Consider the following 16,191-nt stretch of genomic DNA (forward strand, 5'->3'; position numbering starts at 1 on the left):
GAACAGAAGGTTATCGTATGAATATTGCCATTATTACTGCCTGTCCGAGCGGTGTTGCAAATAGCATCCTTGCGGCAGGGTTACTAGAACAAGCAGCCGCAAAATTAACCTGGAATGCAAAAATCGAATGTCAATCAAGTGTGGTTGAACCTACACCGCTGACGGAAGCTGACGTTGAACAAGCAGAAGTCATTATCATTGCGGCAAATACTAGCGTGGATACTTCTCGTTTCGTAGGGAAAAAGGTTTACCAAGCGGAAATCAGCGAAGTAGCAAAAGACGCAGCTGCGTTTCTCCAGCAAGCGGTTGAAAACGCCACTTTACTTGAAAAAGCAACCACACTTGCAGCCCCTATCACTCCTGAAGTAACATCAGCAGCAAAGAAAATTGTCGCAATCACCGCTTGTCCTACTGGCGTTGCGCATACCTTTATGGCAGCAGAAGCGCTAGAAGAAGAAGGCAAACGCCGTGGCCATCAAATCAAGGTGGAAACTCGTGGTTCAGTTGGTGCGAAAAACCAACTGACAGATCAAGACATCGCAGACGCTGATCTAGTGATCATTGCTGCAGATATCGAAGTGCCACTTGATCGCTTCAACGGCAAAAAGATGTACCGCACGAAAACAGGCCCAGCTCTGAAGAAAACAGCCGAAGAGATGGACAAAGCATTCGAGCAAGCCACGATTTACCAACATTCAGGTTCTGCAAATTCTGCTTCGGCAGCAGACGAGAAGAAAGGCGCTTACAAACACTTGATGACAGGGGTATCGCACATGCTGCCTGTGGTTGTCGCTGGTGGTTTGATCATCGCCCTATCGTTCGTGTTTGGCATTGAAGCATTTAAAGAAGAAGGCACGCTAGCTGCAGCATTGATGAACATTGGTGGTGGCTCTGCATTCGCATTGATGATTCCTGTGCTTGCGGGTTACATCGCGTTTTCGATTGCTGACCGTCCGGGTCTGGCTCCTGGTCTTGTTGGCGGCATGCTAGCAAGTTCAACGGGTGCTGGTTTCCTAGGTGGTATCGCAGCTGGCTTCATTGCCGGTTACGCAGCGAAACTCCTCGCAGATAAGGTGAAACTGCCACAATCGATGGAAGCGCTTAAACCGATTCTGATCATTCCATTTGTGGCAACATTGTTCACTGGTCTTGTGATGATCTACATCGTAGGCGGCCCAGTTTCAGGCATCATGAACGGCCTGACTGACTTCCTAAACAACATGGGTTCTGACAGTGCAGTACTACTGGGTATTATCCTTGGCGCAATGATGTGTTTCGACCTAGGTGGCCCAGTAAACAAAGCCGCTTACGCATTTGGCGTCGGTCTATTGGCTTCGCAAACTTACGCGCCAATGGCAGCAATCATGGCTGCTGGTATGGTTCCTGCGCTAGGTATGGGTTTAGCGACCTTCATTGCGAAGAACAAATTTGAACAAAATGAACGTGAGGCTGGTAAAGCATCATTTGTATTGGGCCTGTGTTTCATCTCTGAAGGTGCTATTCCATTTGCCGCGAAAGATCCAATGCGTGTGATTCCATCTTGTATGGCAGGTGGCGCGCTTACTGGTGCCCTATCAATGCTGTTCGGTGCAAAATTAATGGCACCACACGGCGGTCTGTTCGTACTGTTAATCCCTAACGCCATTTCACCAGTGTTAATGTACTTAGTGGCTATCGCAGCTGGTACAGCAGTAACTGGCTTTACTTACGCTTTCTTAAAAAGCAAAGCAGAAGCCAAACAAGAAGTCGCGGCATAAACAGAATTACACCGCTTAACAATGCCACCCTCGAATTTGGCATTCAGCACCTCCCTTTAATTCCGGTTAAGGGAGGTGTTTTTTATTCCGCAGCCGGAACGGCAACAATGTCTACTTCCCCACTGTTCATATCCACGGTAGCTTTATAAGTACTATGCGGATCACCGTAATGTTTAAAGGTGAAGTGGTATACATTGGCCGGCGTCCACAAAGTTTTCGAATCAGCGGGCATAATGTCATAGCCATCTTGCTGATAAAGCTCTGTCGCCATTACATTCGCAATTGCCGCCTGCTGGTTTGAGTCACGATCCACCTTTGGCTCCAAAGAAGGGTTACTCGGGTAAGATTCACCGTTGTAACTCATGAGTCGATATGAGCCATTACTCCAAACGATGAAATCTTGCCAGCCATTGCTGTAACTGTCGGCTAGTACAATAGGCGTGCGAGTGACAGACATTCGATTGATAACATTCCCCTCATTATCAAACATATAAGCTGCACAACCACCGCTGCCACAGAAATAACGGTCTTGTAGCAATACAATGTGTTCTGCATTGCCATCGCTGTTTAAGTCGGCGCTACCCGATATATAACGTAGATTGTCTTGTTCGAGTGAAAGCCCTTCAGGCGCTAAAACCTTGCTATCAATCCAGTTGGAGATGACTTCAGTGCTAACGCTGTTGATTTTAGGAATGGCTTGCTTAGCCTCTTCTGTAGTCATACTGTCTGTCGTAGTACAGCCGACCAAGGTGAAAGAACCGACGAAGAAGAGTCCGTGTAATACGCGCTTGTTCATGTTATCTCGCTCTTTGATGTATCGTTCCATCAGTATACGCATGATTTGCATTGCATTCGTAAGAAAATCATTAGAATCAAGTAAATGAATGGATTGCTGTACATTGGTAAGATCAAAAAAGCCCTGAAGAAAACCTTCAGGGCTAGGCAGGAAGCTGGCAAACAGCCAGGAGTCCCTATGCAGTGGTCGGTTTTACCCTAAACAGAATCGCAAACATTACTGGCACTACAATCAGTGTCAGTACTGTAGCAAAACCAAGACCTGCCATAATCGTTATTGCCATCGATCCAAAGAAGGCATCGAAGACGAGTGGAATCATCCCCAAGATGGTCGTCAGAGCAGCCATACTTACCGGACGAACACGACTGATCGCACTATCGACAATCGCGAGGTAAGGCTCTTTCCCTGACTCCAACTCAAGGTTAATTTGATCAAGCAACACAATACCGTTTTTCAAAATCATGCCACTTAGGCTCAGCAAACCAAGGAATGCTGTAAAGCTGAACGGCATATTTGTGGTAAGCAAACCAAAAGCAACACCAATGATCGCCAACGGCACGGTGAACCAAATGACCAACGGCTTTTTAATTGAGTTAAACAGCAAAATAGTAATGATGAACATCAACAAGTAACCCATCGGCAACGAACCAAACAGACCTTCTTGCGCATCTTTCGATGATTCATACTCACCCCCCCATGTGATTTCGTAACCTTCTGGAATATGCAGTGCCATCACTTTAGGCTGCACACGCGCAAACAAGCTTGCCGCCGTGTCGTCGCTCAACACATCGTGGTCAGCGAGCACAGTTAACGTGCGCTTGCGGTCACGACGCTGAATTAGCGGCTCGCTCCAATCCAATTTAACGCCATCAATCACTTGGTCGACCGGAATGTACGTTTGCAGTGATGGGCTCCAAATGGTCACGTTTTGTAGTGATTCAAAGTCCACGCGTTCTTCTTCAGGAAGGCGCGTCATAATTGGCAACGTGTGTGTACCATCACGTAAGTAACCCAACGTGCTACCACCAAACGCCATTTGCAGTGTGCTTGAAAGATCTTCTTTCGAAATGCCCAAGCGACGAGCTTTAGACTCATTGAAAACAGGCACAAGCTCCTTAGTACGCTCTCGCCAATCGTGACGAATGTTTCGGGCACCAGGGTCGGTATGAAGGATGTCTTCAACTTGCACCGCTAAATCACGTAAAACTTGTGGATCGGGACCAGTAATACGCGCTTCGATCTTAGACGCTGGTGAAGGGCCAAATTCCATCAATTTAAATTGAAATGTCGGTGCATCAAACGTCTTCGCAAGGTTAGCATCTAACTTGTGCAACAAACCGAACATGCTCTCACGATCAGTGGCGCGAACTTGGAACTGGGCGTACGCTTCGTAACTTTTCTCTGGCTGATACGTAAGAGCAAAACGCTGCAAACCCTGCCCAATTGAAGCAGAAACAAAGTCAATATCGTCTTGCTGACGAATGTAGCTTTCCACTTCTTCGGCTTTTTTGATCGTTTCGCGGATATCCGTACCTTCTGGCATCCACATATCAACGTAAAACATCGGCGTGTTCGATGGTGGGAAGAACTGCTGTTTTACATTACCAAATGCCACGACAGCACCCACTAATAGCGCGACCATGCCAGCAACCGTTAGCCAACGGAATCGCAGTGCGAATTTTAGCGATGCGCCAAATACAACAAACAGCCAACCTTTATAGGGATCTTCTTCGTTGGTATCTTGGCCCCTGTCCTCTTCTTTCAACAATAGATCTGCGAGGAATGGCGTCAGCGTAATAGCGGTAATCCAGCTCAAAAATAGTGAGAAACACAGCACCCAGAATAGAGAGCCCATGAACTCACCCGTTGCATCTTGCGACAAACCGATAGGTGCAAAAGCCGTAATCGCAATGATGGTTGCGCCAAGCAAAGGCCACTGTGTTTGCTTTACAATATCGACGGCCGCTTGAACTTTAGTGCGCCCTTTTTTTAGGCCAACCAAGATGCCTTCCACGACCACAATCGCGTTATCAACCAGCATGCCCAGAGCAATAATTAACGCGCCAAGAGAAATACGGTGCAGCTCGATATTGTTGTAATTCATCAAGATGAAGGTACCGAACACCGTCAATAACAGCACGACGCCAATGATGACACCACTGCGTAAGCCCATCGTAAACAGCAGAACGATGATAACGATCGCCACTGCCTCTGCTAGGCTAATTACGAACGCTTTAACGGACTCATCCACTTCATTGGCTTGGTTGTAAAAGTAGTTCATATCGATGCCAGCAGGCTTGATAGACTCAAGGCTCGCAAGCTCCGCATCCAAACGTTCGCCAACCTCAACCACGTTCACACCTGACGCAAACGAGATACCGATATTAATCGCTTTTTGACCGTTAAAGAGTACGACGTTGCTTGGCTTCTCTTGGATACCACGAGAAATCGTTGCTACGTCTTTTAGACGAATTAGGTTCCCTGTGTCACGACCATGAATGATCAAGTTTTCTAGCGCTTCTACGGTGTTTAAGGTGCCACTTGGACGAATGACCAGGCTTTCGCCATTGACCATCACTTCCCCTGCTGAAACCACATTGTTTTGTTGGTTCAACAAGCTCGCAACCACGTTCATGTCTAAGTTCAGCGCGGCAAGGCGGTCAAGAGAGATCTCAACAAACAGCATTTCTTGTTGATCGCCCGTGATATCCACCTTTCCTACGCCATCAACCAGCTCGATTTCACGAGTCAGGTAATCAGCATAGCGTTTTAGCTCCACATAGTCGTAATCGTCACCAGTGAGCATTAACATCACGCCATAAACGTCACCGAAATCATCAATGATCTGCAAAGATTGTACGCCCTGAGGCAAAGTTGGTCGCAAGTCATTAATTTTGCGGCGCATTTCATCCCAAATTTGCGGCAGTTCATCAGGACCATAGTCCATTTCCATACTGACCGTGATTTGAGACATACCATCAGAAGACGTAGAGGTAATTTTGTCTATATAAGGGAGTTTTCGAATCTCTTTTTCTAAAGGATACGTCAGCTCTTCTTCAACCTCTTTCGACGTCGCACCAGGGTATGTTGAAATGATCATGGCATCTTTAATCGTAAATGCCGGGTCTTCTAGTCGCCCAAGCTCCAAAAACGACGTTAGACCACCAACAGCAAGGATAATAATAAACAACCAGCTGATGACTTTATTTTTTATTGAGTACTCAGCAATGTTCATTATTGTTTATTCTCCACAACATCCACATGTTTACCTTCACGTAATTTACGTAGGTTTGAATTAATCAGAACGTCGCCTTGCTTAACTCCTGACGACACAATGGCTCCGTTGCCATTCACTTGGGAAATCATCACAGGCACCCGAGTGACAACGTCACCCTCTTTTTTCCATACAAAGAACTCATTCTCTTCGCTGCCCGCTTGAAGCGCCGTTACTGGAATACTGTAACCATCGATGGAGGTAATCCCCGCTTTCACCATATCGACCAAAACACTGACGCTGGTTCCCGGTAGAATCTCTGCTTTTGGCTGTGGCATCGTCAAATACATTTCGTAAGTTTGAGTTTCGGAGTTAGGCTCACTTGTGTGCTCTAAATAGTCCAAAGCAAATGTGTCATTAATGCCGGAGAAAGTTGCTCTAGGTTTGTAGCTCATGTTATCTGAATTTGGGTCCACCATAGCGAGAACATTGTCGGAAAGCTCAATACGCACGTACACCAAATCGTTTTGATATAGGTTCAACACCGGCTCCCCAACTGCCACACGTTCAAAACGCTCTTTGAAAACGTCAGACACTTTACCGGCAAACGGGGCTAATAAACGGGTGTAGTTCAATTGATTGGTGGCGTTATAGAAATTAGCCTCTGCCAACTCTTTATTAGCTGTTAGCTCATCAAGCTCGGCTTTTGAGATCATCTGACGTGCGTGTAGGTCTTCGCCGCGTTTGAGCTGACGTATCGCCAGTGTATATTGCGCTTCTGCGTCATTTACGGCTTGCTTTTCTTTACTGTCATCCAGCTTTGCGATCATTTGGCCTTGCTTAACAACGTCGCCCGCTTTCACCAACACGTGTTGAATTTCTCCCGCGCGGCGGAATGCCATAGGTGTTTGCTCTGCTGGTACAACTATTCCTTTAAAAGCTCGATATTGGCTTTGTACCGGCGCATCCACAGAGATAGTCGACACAAAAAGCGGCTGCTCGACGAAAGCTTGGTTTTCATTTTTGCAACCCGTTAAAACTGCAAGCGCAATTGCAGAGATCGTAAATAGAGATCGTTTCATTAAATGCCTCCCTCACGAACCCAAGCTTTCACGACTTGTCCTTCGACCAGTCGCTCAACGCCAGCAACAACAACGTAATCATTGTTATCAAGCCCTGCTTTCACACCTCCAGAGGCATCAAGAGACACTGTGACTTTATTAACTTGCTGTGTGTTTCTGTCCATTACCCACACTTCGCCTTGCGTCTCTTTTTTGTTTACCCAAGCGGATTGAGGCAACGTCATCGCGTCCGATAGATGTTGTTTAGCTATGTGTACCTGCCCTGTCATACCTGTTAGCAAATTGCGATCTTCTGGTCGAGTGATGGTTACGATCGCCTCATAACTGTTGGTATCGACATTTGGCTGAGTCGAAATTTCTTTAAATTTTCCAGGGATACGTTTTCCTGGCTCGCTATCCATCGTCACCCACATATCGGAATTTTGCAGTGACTCAAGTGATACGGATTCCGCATAACTGACTGGCAGTGTGAACGACACATCTAAGGTCGTGTTATCGATAAGATTCAGGATCTCTTGCTTCTCTGCGACCACTTGAAACGGGTTGACATAGGTGTATGACACGATGCCATCAAAAGGTGCGTGAATCTTGGTATAACTCAAATCTGTTTTGGCTTGTTCGTAGTTTGCCAATGCCGCTTTATATTGAGTTTCTTTCTGGTCGCACTCATCTGTACTAATCAGCTTTTTTCCATAAAGGTTTTTCGCGCGCTCCCATTGCGTTTTTGCTAACGCGAATTGTGCTTGAGAGGCGTCTAACGCAAGCTGAAGATCTTTAGGGTCTAACGTTGCAAGCACTTCACCTTTTTTTACCTCTTGGCCCATGCGAACAAGTAATTCATCGACCTCACCACCAACCTGAAAAGAAAGCTGTGCGCGATGTGTCGCATCAATACGCGCTAAAAAGGCATGCGAGTCTTCAACTTCTAGATCTTTCACCGCCAGTAATTTTACAGGTTTGATTAAAGGTTCAGACGGCTCGGAAATGGCTTTGTTACACCCAGTTAGCATGCCAGAGAGACTTAATGTCACCACAGCACCAACTAAAGTGCGCTTTAAATATTGTTTTCGCACCCGCTTTCTCCGTAGGTTTTATATATTACACAGTCGTGCAGTATATGCAGAATTTGAAATTGATCAACATATTTTCCAGGTGGAAAGCAAATTAATTAGTCAAAGCGTCCGGTTTCTGGTAAAAGTAAGCGCGTTGATTAATATTCGGGAAAATTCGAACTATGAATGAAAGAAAGCAGGGGCGTAGAAGTGCTGAAGCCGCAGAACAAACTAAGTGTCTGATCCTTAAGGTGGCAGCAGATATGTTTTGTGAACTTGGTTACGAGCGTGTCTCACTGCGCAATATCAGTGAAAAGGCTGGTGTTTCACATAGTTTGATCCGTCACCACTTCGGCAGCAAAGAGAAGATTTGGCAAGCGGTTAGCGACGCGATGGATGAATTCATGCAGTGCTATATGGCTGAATTAATCAATGAGATGCCTGAGAACACACCTTCGAATAGAAAAATTTATCTGTTTATGGTTCGCATGCTGGCATTTGCGCTCGTTAATCCTCACCCAGTACAGATGATTGCTGATGCTATTCGCCAAGGCGATGATGGTGCCCTGCTGCAGTATTTCTTAAAGTCAAAAGATGAGTTTGCTGCGATATTTACCGGAATTTTTGAGCAGTACAACAGTGAAAACCCTAACGCCCAATTTGATCAGTGGGAATCAAAGTGGCAGATGTTGATTTTTGCACATGGTGCAATCAGTCTTACTCCGATGATGCAAGAGACATGGCCTGACATCGCTGATAATCGCGAAAAAATGCTGATCAAACATTGGGAGTTGTTCAATACGATCATGGCGTCTCAGTTTGGGATTGCAAAAGAAGACATGATTCATCCGGAAAAACTTGAAGATATCGTTATCGACATGTGTTGTACAATAGACAAAGCGGTCGGATAAGGCTGCAGAAACTACGATAACTTCCAAGCATATATATAAAGCCGATATACATAAAAATGCCGAGCTAGAAAGCTCGGCATTTTTGCTTGTTTCTTGCCTCGCGAATACGCGAAGAATGACAATAATGAGTAACCTAACCGCGGTAGTAACGTTGCGGTACAAACGGCATTTTCTCAACCGTCATTGGTAGCATTTTTCCGCGTACTTCAGCGAACAATTCGGTACCAATCGCAGCAAGATCAGCACGCACATAACCCATTGAGACAGGCTTACCTGCATTTGGACCCGCAGTGCCGCTGGTGACAACGCCAATTTTAACGCCATCAGCATCAAACAATTCCGCGCCTTCACGTACTGGTGCTTTAGTTTGGCCAACTAAACCGACACGCTTGCGCGCCACATCTTTGGTCTCGATCTGCTTAAGAATAATATCCGCACCTGGGAAACCACCTTCACGTTCACCGCCGATACGACGAACCTTTTGGATGCCCCATAACAAGCTTGCTTCTACAGGTGTAGTTGTTGTGTCTAGGTCATGACCGTATAGGCAAAGACCACACTCGAGACGAAGTGAATCACGAGCACCAAGGCCAATCCATTCAACTTCCTCTTCCGCGGTCAGTTTACGTGCGAGATCTTCTGCCTTGTCAGCAGGAACCGAGATCTCGTAACCATCTTCGCCAGTGTAGCCACTACGAGAAACAATGCATTCGGCGCCTAAAATATCGACTTTACGAATATCCATGAACAGCATGTCAGAAACTTCTGGGGCAAAACGCGCCAATACAGCTGCCGCTTTAGGGCCTTGGATCGCAAGCAGAGCACGGTCTTCAATAATTTCTAACTCAACACCAGATGGCAAATGCGATTGTAGGTGTGCAATGTCTTGTTCTTTGCATGCCGCGTTCACAACCACAAAAAGATGATCGCCTAGGTTCGCTACCATCAAGTCATCCATGATGCCGCCCTCTTCATTAGTGAAGAACGCATAACGCTGTTTACCAGACTCAAGATCCACAATATCCACTGGCACTAATGTTTCTAGGAACGCAGCTGCACCGTCACCAAGTAGGCGAAGTTGTCCCATATGAGAAACATCAAACAGACCTGCGGCATCACGAGTGTGTAAGTGTTCCTTTTTTACGCCTAGAGGATACTGAACAGGCATATCGTAACCCGCGAACGGGACCATTTTGGCACCAACTTCAACGTGAAGTGCGTGTAGTGGTGTTTTCAGTAGTTCTTGAGTCATTTTCGTCTCCATTTAGATAGACCCGAGAATGCTATCGGCATTCGATGTGTTTCCAATAATAAACATGGCTCATTCTATTTTGCACGAACAAGACGTAGATCGACTTGCAAAAGTGTGACTCTTAACATTTTAATCACAACAAATCGTACAAAAAAAGCGCTTTAATGAGTATATTCTCATCAAAAAAGCGCCTTTTCATCATAACGATCAGCAACAGCAATCGTTTGCTTTCACTATAGGAAATTTACAACTATTTATCACTATTTGGCTGTCACCCACAAAATGTGCGCATCTTCCTCGCTAACACTGGTCAACATATGTCCCATGTTCGCATCGTAATAGACGCTGTCGCCCTCGCTTAGAACAACAGGTTCATAGAACTCAGAATAGAACATGACCTCACCAGATAAGATAAGCAGAAATTCTTCACCATCATGACGAACCCAGTCTTTATATTCATCAAAACTGCGAGCACGAATTTGGCTCTTAAACGGCATCATTTTCTTATTGGAAAGTTGAGTAGCGAGCAGCTCATGTTCATAAGTTTGCGTTGGGTGTGGTTTACCTTCATTCTTCTTGGTAACATCTCTACGCCCTGTTGCAACTTTTTTTCTAGGCGGTTCAAAGAGTTGTGGCATATCAATTTGTAAGCCAAGAGCCAATTTTTGCATTGCTTGAAATGTCGGAGAGATCTGCTCATTTTCTATTTTACTTAGTGTAGAACGAGCAAGCCCTGTTCGCTGACTGGCTTCTTCTAGTGTAATACCAAGTTTTGAGCGGATATCCTTGATACGCTGACCCAGCTTTAACGGCTCGATATTTTGATCATTTTGCTCTTTCGCTAACGTCATCGATGGGTATTCATCGTAAATACTTTCTGCCATAAATCCCTCTATAGATATCCTTATTTTTGTCCTACTCGCATTGTGCATGAAGCACATAGTGGATAAAAGTCCACCAAGTGAATTAAACCGTGCTCTTGTTAACAATTTTTGAAATCTTGTTTCCTATAGGAAATTTTTGGTTGATTGTTCCCGCCGCAGGCGCTATGTTACCAACTTGTTAGATGTAGAGATGCATATTTCCGTAAGAGATTGGTAAAGGAAACACGCAATCCGACGGAGTTTTTGCCCACATTTAGGGCCGGATGTTCACTCTGTTCTGCTATGCAGTTCAGCTGTTTTGAGGACAAATGAACCACAACCGCAAATCATAATTCATCTATTGCGGGTTCATTTTAAGATTTGGAAGGTCAACTACCATGAATAAGAGTTACCCTAACCACAGCTTGGAAAACTTTTTCTCTACCAACCTCTCTGCGACAGATGATGCTGTCTTTGCTGGAATTCAGGCGGAATCCGCTCGCCAAAACGAACAAATCGAACTTATCGCTTCTGAGAACATTGTTTCTAAAGCGGTAATGCAAGCTCAAGGCACATGCCTAACTAACAAATACGCTGAAGGTTATCCAGGTCGTCGTTATTACGGTGGTTGTGAGCACGTAGATACAGTGGAAGCCATTGCTATCGAACGCGCGAAAAAACTTTTTAATTGCGAATACGCAAACGTTCAACCTCACTCAGGCGCTCAAGCAAATGGTGCGGTGAAACTGGCTCTTCTTCAACCAGGTGACACCATTCTTGGCATGTCTTTGGACGCTGGTGGCCACCTAACACACGGTGCACGCCCAGCACTTTCTGGTAAATGGTTTAACGCAGTTCAATACGGCGTTGATCGCGAAACACTGGAAATCAACTACGACGACGTTCGTGCACTTGCAGTAGAACACAAACCAAAGATGATCATCGCGGGTGGCAGTGCTATTCCACGCGTTATCGATTTTGCTAAGTTCCGTGAAATCGCTGACGAAGTTGGCGCAATTCTTATGGTCGATATGGCGCACATTGCTGGCCTTATCGCAACAGGTGCACACCCTAGCCCATTGCCACATGCACATGTTGTGACCACCACAACACACAAAACATTGCGTGGCCCTCGCGGCGGTATGATCTTGACTAACCACGAAGACATCATTAAGAAAATCAACTCCGCCGTATTCCCTGGCCTACAAGGCGGCCCACTGATGCACGTTATCGCAGCAAAAGCGGTTGCATTTGGAGAAGCGCTTGGCCCTGAATTTAAAACTTATATTGATTCGGTGATCAATAACGCAAAAGTCCTAGCGGAAGTATTGCAAACTCGCGGTTGCGATATCGTAACTGGTGGCACAGACACGCACCTAATGCTGGTTGACCTTCGCCCTAAAGGCTTGAAAGGCAACAAAGCAGAAGAAGCTCTAGAACGTGCTGGGATCACATGTAATAAAAATGGCATCCCATTCGATACAGAGAAGCCTATGATTACATCGGGCATCCGTTTAGGAACGCCTGCGGGTACAAGCCGCGGCTTTGGCGCTGAAGAATTCAAACTCATCGGTAATTGGATTGGTGACGTACTGGATGGTTTGGTGAATAACCCAGAAGGTGACGCAGACGTTGAAAAACGCGTTCGCAAAGAAGTAAAAGAACTTTGCAGTCGCTTCCCTCTTTACCAATAAACGATTTTTTAAAAATCACAATAATTCCTGACAAGTTATTTGGAGATTAAGCAATGGACAAAACACTGAAGTTTACAGATAGCCACGAGTGGGTACGTGACAACGGTGACGGCACAGTAACACTTGGTATTTCTGAGCATGCGCAAGAAATGTTGGGTGACGTAGTATTCGTTGACCTACCAGACGTAGAAGACGAAGTAGAAGCAGGTGAAAGCTTCTCTTTGGTTGAGTCTGTAAAAGCAGCGTCAGATATCTACTCTCCTGTTACCGGTGAAATCGTAGAAATCAACGAAGAACTAGAAGACAGCCCAGAGCTAATCAACGAAGAACCGTACGAAGGTGGTTGGATTGTGAAAGTGAAGCTTTCAAACCCATCTGAGTTGGATGACTTAAAAGACGCGGAAGAATACCTAAACTCTATCGAAGAAGAGTAATTAGGATGTGACGAAAGCTGTTCCCTAGCCTGTTTAGAGAGCAGCTTTTTTTCTAGGTTCGGACGTATAATTAAATGTGTCACTAACGACCATTTCCGTTACCCGAGCCAAGGAGTAGGTAAAGGACAATGACTGAATTACTTCAAAGCCTCAGCACACAAAATGAGTTCGTTGGACGCCACAACGGACCAAGCAAATCAGACCAACAAAAAATGTTGGATGCCATCAACGCGGTAAGCCTTGACGCCCTCATCGAAGAAACCGTGCCTGCACAAATTCGCCTAGAACAACCAATGACGTTGGCAGAAGCGAAAAGCGAAGCAGACATGCTAGTGACGATGAAGCAGTTTGCTAAACAAAACCAAATTAAACGTACATTCATTGGCCAGGGCTACTACAACACGTTTACTCCAAACGTCATTCTACGTAACGTGCTAGAAAACCCTGGCTGGTATACCGCTTACACACCTTACCAACCTGAAATTTCTCAAGGTCGCTTGGAAGCCCTTTTAAACTTCCAACAAATGATCATCGACCTAACTGGTATGGAAATCGCAAACGCCTCATTGCTAGACGAAGCAACAGCGGCAGCAGAAGCAATGACTCTGTGTAAGCGCGCAGGTAAGAGCAAGAGCAACGTATTCTTTGTGGCTGACGATGTTCACCCACAAACGCTAGAAGTAGTAAAAACTCGTGCAAAATTCATCGGCTTTGAAGTTCTGGTCGGTTCGCTAGAATCCCTACCAGAGCAAGACGTGTTCGGCGCATTAGTTCAATACCCAAGCACAACAGGTGAAGTTCGTGACCTAACGGACATCATCGCAAAAGCGCAAGCCAACAAAACGCTTGTCACTGTTGCGACTGACCTGCTTGCTTCTACCCTATTGAAACCTGCTGGTGAAATGGGCGCAGACGTAGCAATCGGTTCTGCACAACGTTTTGGCGTTCCTATGGGTTACGGCGGTCCACACGCGGCATTCATGGCAACGCGTGACAAACACAAGCGTACCATGCCAGGTCGTGTTATCGGTGTTTCCATCGATACCAACGGTAACCAAGCACTGCGCATGGCAATGCAAACTCGTGAGCAGCATATCCGCCGCGAAAAAGCGACATCGAACATCTGTACCGCTCAAGCATTGCTTGCGAACATGGCGTCTTTTTACGCGGTTTACCACGGCGCAGAAGGTCTACGCACTATTGCTCGCCGTACACACCATATGACTGCGATTATCGCCGCTGGCCTAACCAAAGGCGGCTTTGAACTTGCTCATAACAGCTTCTTCGATACCATCACCATCAACACAGGTTCAAAAACAGAAGAGCTTTACGCAAAAGCACTTTCAGCAGACATCAACCTACGTCTACTACCTGGCAAGCTAGGTATTAGCTGTGACGAAACAACCACGGTCGCTGATGTAGAAGCACTATTTGCAGTCTTTGGTGTAAAAGAAGACGTAGCAGCACTATCGACGGAAATCGCAGGCAACGAGTTTGCGGCAATTCCAGAAGCGCTACGCCGCACAACAGAATACCTGACTCACCCTGTATTCAATACGCACCATAGCGAAACGCAAATGATGCGTTACCTGAAACAGCTAGAGAACAAAGACTTCTCGCTAACGCACGGCATGATCCCACTAGGCAGCTGTACGATGAAGCTGAACGCAGCAGCAGAGATGATCCCAATCACTTGGCCTGAGTTTGGTTCTATCCACCCATTCGCGCCAGCAGAACAAGCAACTGGTTACGCAGCACTCGCAAAAGATCTTAAAGAAAAGCTTTGTGAGATCACAGGCTACGACGCATTCTCACTTCAGCCAAACTCTGGCGCATCGGGTGAGTATGCAGGTCTTATCGCTATTCAACGTTACCACGAAAGCCGTGGCGAAGGTCACCGCAACGTATGTTTGATCCCAAGCTCTGCGCACGGTACTAACCCTGCGACAGCATCTATGGTGTCAATGAAAGTTGTCGTGGTTAAGTGTGATGAAGAAGGCAACATCGACATCGACGACCTAGCAGCGAAAATCGAGAAACACAAAGACAACCTATCAAGCATTATGATCACTTACCCTTCTACGCACGGCGTTTACGAAGAGAAAGTGAAAGAAGTGTGTGAAATGGTTCATGCCGCTGGCGGTCAGGTTTACCTAGACGGCGCTAACATGAACGCGCAGGTTGGTCTAACATCACCAGGCTTCATCGGTTCAGACGTTTCTCACCTAAACCTACACAAAACCTTCTGCATCCCGCACGGTGGTGGCGGTCCGGGTATGGGTCCTATCGGTGTGAAATCTCACCTGGCGCCTTTCCTACCAGGCCATATTGAAGACGGCGTAGAAGGCGAAGATTTTGCAGTATCAGCAGCAGATATGGGTAGCGCTTCTATCCTACCGATCTCTTGGGCTTACATCGCAATGATGGGCGAAGCAGGCCTAACAGATGCAACAAAAGTAGCAATTCTGAACGCAAACTACGTGATGGAAACACTTCGCCAACACTACCCTGTTCTTTATCGTGGCAAAAATGGTCGTGTAGCGCACGAATGTATTATCGACATTCGTCCACTGAAAGAAGAAACAGGCATCAGCGAAGAAGACATTGCGAAGCGTCTAATGGACTACGGTTTCCACGCACCAACTATGTCGTTCCCTGTAGCGGGCACGCTAATGGTTGAGCCAACGGAATCGGAGGATCTAGAAGAGCTAGACCGCTTCTGTGATGCGATGATCGCTATCCGCGAAGAAATGGAAAAAGTGAAAAACGGTGAATGGCCACTAGAGAACAACCCTCTCGTTAATGCGCCACACACGCAAGTTGACCTTTCTGCTGAAGAGTGGGACCGTCCTTACTCTCGCGAGCTTGGCTGCTTCCCTTCTAAAGCAACCAAATCTTGGAAGTACTGGCCAACGGTAAACCGCGTAGATAACGTATACGGCGACCGTAACCTAATCTGCTCATGCCCAAGCATCGATAACTACGAAGATTAATTTTTGTAGTCTCTAAATCGACAAAGGCGAACCGTTTGGTTCGCCTTTTTGTTTTTAACTCACTTCTGGACAGAAGCTAGTTAGATTAAATCGGCTAGACTCCCACCTTCAGATAACTTTTCGTATCCAAAAACATCAAAGAC

Annotated in this window: 11 protein-coding genes; 5 read left to right on the forward strand and 6 right to left on the reverse strand. The window is 46.1% G+C overall.

The annotated features are described in order from the left end of the window. The first annotated feature begins 17 nt into the window (after nucleotides 1–17). The gene (fruA, locus tag ACWYVB_RS04115; protein ID WP_457528065.1) at nucleotides 18–1,757 is read left to right on the forward strand and encodes a PTS fructose transporter subunit IIBC; all 1,740 of its coding nucleotides are present in this window, start codon (nucleotides 18–20) and stop codon (nucleotides 1,755–1,757) included. A gap of 82 nt (nucleotides 1,758–1,839) precedes the next feature. On the opposite strand, the gene ACWYVB_RS04120 is transcribed toward fruA, so the two are convergent. The 4 genes from ACWYVB_RS04120 to ACWYVB_RS04135 all read right to left on the reverse strand — a co-directional run bounded on the left by ACWYVB_RS04120 (nucleotide 1,840) and on the right by ACWYVB_RS04135 (nucleotide 7,922). After that, nucleotides 1,840–2,553, reverse strand: coding sequence for a hypothetical protein (locus tag ACWYVB_RS04120; protein ID WP_104970828.1), 714 nt, complete (start codon nucleotides 2,551–2,553; stop codon nucleotides 1,840–1,842). A 175-nt stretch (nucleotides 2,554–2,728) separates the two neighbouring features. Beyond that, complete coding sequence (locus tag ACWYVB_RS04125) at nucleotides 2,729–5,788, reverse strand: efflux RND transporter permease subunit (RefSeq protein WP_253658085.1); 3,060 nt, start codon at nucleotides 5,786–5,788, stop codon at nucleotides 2,729–2,731. After that, nucleotides 5,788–6,849, reverse strand: coding sequence for an efflux RND transporter periplasmic adaptor subunit (locus ACWYVB_RS04130; RefSeq protein WP_457528068.1), 1,062 nt, complete (start codon nucleotides 6,847–6,849; stop codon nucleotides 5,788–5,790). Before ACWYVB_RS04130 ends, ACWYVB_RS04125 begins: the two co-directional genes overlap by 1 nt. Further along, nucleotides 6,849–7,922, reverse strand: a complete 1,074-nt coding sequence (locus tag ACWYVB_RS04135; RefSeq protein ID WP_457528070.1) for an efflux RND transporter periplasmic adaptor subunit — start codon at nucleotides 7,920–7,922, stop codon at nucleotides 6,849–6,851. Before ACWYVB_RS04135 ends, ACWYVB_RS04130 begins: the two co-directional genes overlap by 1 nt. 161 nt (nucleotides 7,923–8,083) lie before the next feature. On the opposite strand from ACWYVB_RS04135, the gene vdeR reads away from it, so the two are divergent. Further along, complete coding sequence (vdeR, locus tag ACWYVB_RS04140) at nucleotides 8,084–8,812, forward strand: efflux transporter transcriptional repressor VdeR (protein WP_006742273.1); 729 nt, start codon at nucleotides 8,084–8,086, stop codon at nucleotides 8,810–8,812. Between the two features lie 133 nt (nucleotides 8,813–8,945). Here vdeR and gcvT read toward each other — a convergent pair whose 3' ends face one another. Both gcvT and ACWYVB_RS04150 read right to left on the reverse strand, forming a co-directional pair. Beyond that, the gene (gene gcvT, locus ACWYVB_RS04145) at nucleotides 8,946–10,064 is read right to left on the reverse strand and encodes a glycine cleavage system aminomethyltransferase GcvT (RefSeq protein WP_457528072.1); all 1,119 of its coding nucleotides are present in this window, start codon (nucleotides 10,062–10,064) and stop codon (nucleotides 8,946–8,948) included. Between the two features lie 260 nt (nucleotides 10,065–10,324). Further along, on the reverse strand, nucleotides 10,325–10,948 hold the full coding sequence (locus ACWYVB_RS04150; RefSeq protein ID WP_005395176.1) for a helix-turn-helix domain-containing protein: 624 nt from the start codon (nucleotides 10,946–10,948) through the stop codon (nucleotides 10,325–10,327). Nucleotides 10,949–11,325: 377 nt separating this feature from the next. Between ACWYVB_RS04150 and ACWYVB_RS04155 the strand changes: the two genes are divergently transcribed. The 3 genes from ACWYVB_RS04155 to gcvP all read left to right on the forward strand — a co-directional run bounded on the left by ACWYVB_RS04155 (nucleotide 11,326) and on the right by gcvP (nucleotide 16,048). Then, a complete protein-coding gene (locus tag ACWYVB_RS04155) occupies nucleotides 11,326–12,621 on the forward strand; it encodes a serine hydroxymethyltransferase (RefSeq protein WP_005395177.1) in 1,296 nt (431 codons plus the stop codon). Between the two features lie 53 nt (nucleotides 12,622–12,674). After that, nucleotides 12,675–13,055: a glycine cleavage system protein GcvH gene (gene gcvH, locus ACWYVB_RS04160; RefSeq protein ID WP_046876056.1), complete on the forward strand. Its 381-nt coding sequence runs from the start codon at nucleotides 12,675–12,677 to the stop codon at nucleotides 13,053–13,055. Between the two features lie 128 nt (nucleotides 13,056–13,183). Continuing rightward, nucleotides 13,184–16,048, forward strand: coding sequence for an aminomethyl-transferring glycine dehydrogenase (gene gcvP, locus ACWYVB_RS04165; RefSeq protein ID WP_258621955.1), 2,865 nt, complete (start codon nucleotides 13,184–13,186; stop codon nucleotides 16,046–16,048). Nucleotides 16,049–16,191: the final 143 nt, after the last annotated feature.

Source organism: Vibrio sp. JZG10 (assembly GCF_054064075.1).

Bases quoted from the DNA above. Each gene is read 5' to 3' on its own strand.
- ACWYVB_RS04155 (WP_005395177.1), top strand. From the start codon at position 11,326: ATGAATAAGAGTTACCCTAACCACAGCTTGGAAAACTTTTTCTCTACC.
- ACWYVB_RS04150 (WP_005395176.1), bottom strand. From the start codon at position 10,948: ATGGCAGAAAGTATTTACGATGAATACCCATCGATGACGTTAGCGAAA.
- fruA (WP_457528065.1), top strand. From the start codon at position 18: ATGAATATTGCCATTATTACTGCCTGTCCGAGCGGTGTTGCAAATAGC.
- vdeR (WP_006742273.1), top strand. From the start codon at position 8,084: ATGAATGAAAGAAAGCAGGGGCGTAGAAGTGCTGAAGCCGCAGAACAA.
- ACWYVB_RS04125 (WP_253658085.1), bottom strand. From the start codon at position 5,788: ATGAACATTGCTGAGTACTCAATAAAAAATAAAGTCATCAGCTGGTTG.
- gcvH (WP_046876056.1), top strand. From the start codon at position 12,675: ATGGACAAAACACTGAAGTTTACAGATAGCCACGAGTGGGTACGTGAC.
- ACWYVB_RS04130 (WP_457528068.1), bottom strand. From the start codon at position 6,849: ATGAAACGATCTCTATTTACGATCTCTGCAATTGCGCTTGCAGTTTTA.
- gcvT (WP_457528072.1), bottom strand. From the start codon at position 10,064: ATGACTCAAGAACTACTGAAAACACCACTACACGCACTTCACGTTGAA.
- ACWYVB_RS04120 (WP_104970828.1), bottom strand. From the start codon at position 2,553: ATGAACAAGCGCGTATTACACGGACTCTTCTTCGTCGGTTCTTTCACC.
- gcvP (WP_258621955.1), top strand. From the start codon at position 13,184: ATGACTGAATTACTTCAAAGCCTCAGCACACAAAATGAGTTCGTTGGA.